The organism is Lapillicoccus sp. (genome assembly GCF_025353065.1).
Lineage (GTDB): Bacteria > Actinomycetota > Actinomycetes > Actinomycetales > Dermatophilaceae > Lapillicoccus.
Window position 1 is genome coordinate 1 of the sequence record NZ_JANXRJ010000121.1, and the last position, 3929, is coordinate 3929.

Consider the following 3929-nt stretch of genomic DNA (forward strand, 5'->3'; position numbering starts at 1 on the left):
CCCGGAGTGCGGGTGGTAGAAGTAGGTGCCCGGGTCGGGCGCGGTGAAGTCGTAGGTGAACCCGGCGCCGGGGTCGATGGGTTTCTGGGTGATCCCGGGGACGCCGTCCATGTCGTTGCGCAGGGCGATGCCGTGCCAGTGGACGCTGCTCGCCGCGGGGAGGGTGTTCGCGACGGCCACCCTCAGCCGGTCTCCGGCGCTGGCCCGCAGCAACGGGCCGGGCACGCTGTCGCCGTAGGCCCACGTCGGCACGCTCAACCCACCGAGGTCGATCGTCGCGGCTCCGGGGGTGAGCTGGGCCGTGACCACCCGCTGGCCGGTCGGTCGGCGGGTGGCTCCGGCGCTGCGGACGGCCGCAGACCCGGCCCCGACGGCGGTGCTGGACCGGCCGCAACCGGCCAGGCCACCCACGGTCAGCGCGCCGGTCACACCGAGGGATCCGATGAGCAGGGTACGGCGGGTGAAGTTCGTCAAGGCGGTGTCCTTCTGGGGTCAGTCACGGTCGGTCAAGGTCAGTCGCTGGCAGGGGCAGCCGTCGGTCACCGTCGCTGGGTGGAGGAGAGAACGGCGCGGCGTGCGTGGTACTCCTGCTCGTCGATCTCACCTCGGGCGAAGCGCTCGTCCAGGACGTTCTCGGCGCTCCGTTCGGCTGTCATGGCCGAGCCGGAGTCGGTCGGTCGGCCGCTGCGGAAGAGCGCGACCACACCGCCGACGACCAACGCCCAGAAGGCCAGCATGAGGACGGTCATGACGACCCATCCGCCTCCACCCATTGCGCCCCAGTCCATTCCGTTGTTCCACCACATGGCATCCAGCTCCTTCTGTCGGTTTGTTCTCTCAGCGTGCTCGGCCCGTCCCGGGGTATCGGTGGTGATCGTGTGAAGGTTCGCTGAAGATGCCTCCGATACGTCACTCGGCGGGGTGGCGCCGGAGGTCGGTGCTGCGACGATGACGACATGGCACGCATCTCTGGTGAGCAGGCCGCCCGGCTACCCCACGGCACGAGCAGTGTCCGGGCCATGGTCGTGGAGGACGAGGTCGCCCTGGCCGAGGTGCTGGGCAGCTACCTCGAGCGGGAAGGGTTCGAGGTCCACCTGCGCCACGACGGTCAGGCGGCCGTTGCCGCGGCCCGCGACGTGGACCCGGACATCGTGGTCCTCGACCTCGGGCTGCCGGGTCTGGACGGGATCGAGGTGTGTCGCCAGCTGCGGACGTTCTCGGACGCCTACGTCGTGATGTTGACCGCCCGCGACGACGAGGTGGACAAGCTGATCGGCCTGTCGGTCGGCGCCGACGACTACATGACCAAACCGTTCAGTCCTCGCGAGCTGGTCGCGAGGGTCCATGCCCTGCTGCGACGCCCGCGACACACCCGTCCCCTCATGACCACCCCGGACGACGTACCGGTGCTGCGGGACTTCGGCCCTCTGTCGGTGGACCTTCTGGGGCGTGAGGTCTGGCTCGACGGCGAGCCGGTCCCGCTGACCCGGACCGAGTTCGACCTGCTCGCCGCCCTGACGGAGCACCCCAGGATGGCCTTCAGCCGACGCCAGCTCATCGACCAGGTGTGGGGGCCGGGCTGGGTCGGCGACGAGCACCTCGTCGACGTCCACATCGGCCATCTGCGGCGCAAGCTCGACGACGAGGCCACCACCTCGAAGTTCGTCCGCACCGTGCGGGGAATCGGCTATCGGATGGGAACCGGCCAGTGACCCGGTCCCCCGGGCTTGCCACCCGCCTGCTGGCCGCCCAGTCCCTGGTCCTGCTGGCCGGAGCCCTGACGACCTGGCTGGTCGCCTCGGCCGTTGCCCCGGGCATCTTCCGCGACCACCTTCAGCGGGCCGGGGTCGCGCACACCGCCGCGGAGGCCGGACACGTCGAGGACGCCTTCGCCTCCGCGCTGCTCATCGCGCTCGCCGTCGCCCTGCTCGTCTCGGTCATCATCGCCCTGACCGTGACGTGGTACTTCACCCGCCGGGTCCAACGCTCGGTCCTCGCCGTCGCCGTCGCCGCCTCCGAGATCGCCGAGGGACGACACGGCTCCCGGGTCCCCAGCCCCGCACTCGGTGTCGAGTTCGACCAGCTCACCGGTACGGTCAACCAGCTCACGCAACGGCTCGAGGGGGTCGAGACCACCAGACGCCGGATGCTCGCCGACCTGGCCCACGAGATGCGCACCCCGCTGGCCACCATCGACGCCCATCTGGAAGCCATCGAGGACGGGGTGCGCGCGCTCGACGACCCGACCCTGGCCGTCCTCCGCGGCAGCACCCAGCGGCTGGGCCGGCTCGCCCAGGACGTGACCGCCGTGTCACGGGCCGAGGAAGGCCAGCTCGGGCTGTCGCTGCGCCCGACCAACCCGGCGACGCTCGTCGTGGATGCCGCCCAAAGCGCTCAGGCGGCTTTTCACACCAAGGGCGTTCGTCTGGCGACCGCTGTGGTCAAGACCCCTCTCGTCTCCGCAGACCCCGAGCGGATGGCCCAGGTCCTGGGGAACCTGCTCGACAACGCGCTACGCCACACCCCCGCAGGGGGGACAGTCTGTCTGACCACGTCGAGCCCGGACCCCCGATGGGTCGAGATCACCGTCGCCGACACCGGCGAAGGCATCGCCCGAGAGGCCCTCGACCATGTCTTCGACCGGTTCTACCGGGCCGACCCCGCCCGCACCCACGACCGCGGCGGCAGCGGGATCGGCCTGACCATCAGCCGGGCCCTGACCGAAGCCCACGGCGGGGGCATCGCCGCGCGCAGCCCGGGAAAGGGCGCCGGGGCAACCTTCGTCGTCCGACTCCCCGGGCTCACCGTCACTACCGACCAGCCAGGCCCGCCAACAGTCCCAGGGTCCAGACGCCGCAGAGGGCGAGCAGCACCCATCTGAAGGCCGAGCGGATCATTAAGTTGACGACCGTCATCCAGCCGACGGACCCCACTCCGGCCACCGACAGAATGGCGAGACCCCCAAAACCGTTGGCGCTCAGGCCGGTTCGTGCGACGTACACCACCAGTAAGCCCGTCGTCACGGTAAACCCCCCGAGGACCCAGAAGACGCGGCGCAGCCAGCCGCTCAGGCCAGGGACCACCTCGATGAGACCCTCCACGGTCGAGCCCATGTATCGAGCGTCCTCCGGCAGCAGGGATGGCCGTACCGTCACGAAATAGACGCCGACCAGGAGGACGACGATGCCGCAAGACGTGAGGAGCCAGACGGCCACCGAGGTCATCACGCTTCCCCCGGGCGGGGGACCTGACCATCCGCTAACGAGGAGCCGGTAGCCGGGTCCGGGACGGCCGGGGCGGGTTTCGGCAGTCGAAGTCGTTTGAGGGTGAGCGCGTTCACCGCGACGAGGAGGCTGGACCCGGCCATGGTGATCGCGGCGATCTCGGGGCGCAGGACCAGCCCGAAGGCCGGTTCGAAGATGCCGGCGGCGATCGGCAGCGCGACGGAGTTGTCGCCGATGGCCCAGCCGAGGTCCTGCTTCATCATGCGCACGGTGCCCCGCCCGATCCGCAGCGCCACGGCCACGTCGAGGGGGTCGGACCGCATCAGCACGACGTCGGCCGTTTCCACCGCGACGTCGGTGCCGGCGCCGATCGCGATGCCGAGGTCGGCCTGGGCGAGGGCCGGGGTGTCGTTGACCCCGTCACCGACCATCGCCACCCGGTGCCCCGCTGCCATCAGCTCCTTGACCTTGGCGGCCTTGTCACCGGGCAGGACGTCGGCGATGACCGTGGTGACCCCGAGCTGCGCCGCGATCCGGGCGGCGGTGGCGGCGTTGTCGCCGGTCAGCATCACTACCTCGATCCCGAGGCTGCGCAGCTCCGCGACGGCAGCCGCGGAGGTGGGTCGCACCGCATCGGCGATACCGATCACCGCCACTGCGCGCCCGTCGACCGCGGCGAGGACCGAGGTCCGCCCGTCGGCCGCG

Annotated in this window: 6 protein-coding genes; 2 read left to right on the top strand and 4 right to left on the bottom strand. The window is 70.8% G+C overall.

Annotated features, from left to right (window positions below; translation table 11 throughout):
• The coding region (locus Q0R63_RS09600) for a multicopper oxidase domain-containing protein (protein WP_295696759.1) at positions 1-474 on the bottom strand (474 nt) is incomplete at its 3' end.
• A 65-nt stretch (positions 475-539) separates the two neighbouring features.
• A complete protein-coding gene (locus Q0R63_RS09605) occupies positions 540-749 on the bottom strand; it encodes an SHOCT domain-containing protein (protein WP_295696761.1) in 210 nt (69 codons plus the stop codon).
• A gap of 207 nt (positions 750-956) precedes the next feature.
• Here Q0R63_RS09605 and Q0R63_RS09610 point away from each other — a divergent pair, with 207 nt between their 5' ends.
• Both Q0R63_RS09610 and Q0R63_RS09615 read left to right on the top strand, forming a co-directional pair.
• Positions 957-1712 (top strand): response regulator transcription factor, encoded by a 756-nt coding sequence (locus Q0R63_RS09610; protein ID WP_295696762.1) that lies wholly within the window; start codon positions 957-959, stop codon positions 1710-1712.
• Positions 1709-2881 (top strand): HAMP domain-containing sensor histidine kinase, encoded by a 1173-nt coding sequence (locus Q0R63_RS09615; protein ID WP_295696764.1) that lies wholly within the window; start codon positions 1709-1711, stop codon positions 2879-2881. Before Q0R63_RS09610 ends, Q0R63_RS09615 begins: the two co-directional genes overlap by 4 nt.
• Here the strand turns inward: Q0R63_RS09615 and Q0R63_RS09620 are convergent.
• Entirely contained in the window at positions 2811-3224 is a 414-nt protein-coding gene (locus tag Q0R63_RS09620) for a hypothetical protein (protein ID WP_295696766.1), read from the bottom strand. The two genes, Q0R63_RS09615 and Q0R63_RS09620, sit on opposite strands and share 71 nt — an antisense overlap.
• Positions 3224-3929 (bottom strand): HAD-IC family P-type ATPase (locus Q0R63_RS09625; RefSeq protein WP_295696767.1); only part of this gene is annotated, 706 nt, incomplete at its 5' end. The genes Q0R63_RS09625 and Q0R63_RS09620, both read right to left, overlap by 1 nt.

What these genes read in the sequence shown, in the direction of transcription:
- Q0R63_RS09605 (WP_295696761.1), bottom strand. Translation starts at nt 749, where the DNA reads ATGACCGTCCTCATGCTGGCCTTCTGGGCGTTGGTCGTCGGCGGTGTG.
- Q0R63_RS09610 (WP_295696762.1), top strand. Translation starts at nt 957, where the DNA reads ATGGCACGCATCTCTGGTGAGCAGGCCGCCCGGCTACCCCACGGCACG.
- Q0R63_RS09620 (WP_295696766.1), bottom strand. Translation starts at nt 3,224, where the DNA reads ATGACCTCGGTGGCCGTCTGGCTCCTCACGTCTTGCGGCATCGTCGTC.